We start from the raw sequence: 324 nt of genomic DNA on the forward strand, positions 1-324 counted from the left end.
GCCGTGAACTATGTCGGCGGCCCACTTTTGGTGCTCGCCGGCGCAGGCTCCGGCAAGACCAGCGTGATCACCCGCAAGATCGCCCACCTGGTGCAGAACTGCGGCATCCAGGCCCGCCATATCGTCGCCATGACCTTTACCCTGTCTCTTATACACATCTCGAGCCCACGAGACGACAGACACGAAGAAAGCAGGGGGGGGGGGCGCCGCCGCACGCGGCAGCTGTGAAAGAGAGACAGGCCCCGCCTCCCCCCCGCCATACCCGCCCCAGGGCCGCAACCCTGTCGCTTATACGCACGCCATATCGTCGCCATGACCTTTACC

The 324-nt window shown here is 64.8% G+C and carries 1 pseudogene; it reads left to right on the forward strand.

The annotated features are described in order from the left end of the window. Window positions 1-141 (forward strand): annotated as a pseudogene (locus tag ACQ4LH_RS22000) (UvrD-helicase domain-containing protein); the annotation flags it as partial. Between the last annotated feature and the right edge of the window lie 183 nt (window positions 142-324).

Source organism: Pseudomonas peli, from assembly GCF_050563605.1.
Taxonomy (GTDB): domain Bacteria; phylum Pseudomonadota; class Gammaproteobacteria; order Pseudomonadales; family Pseudomonadaceae; genus Aquipseudomonas; species Aquipseudomonas peli_A.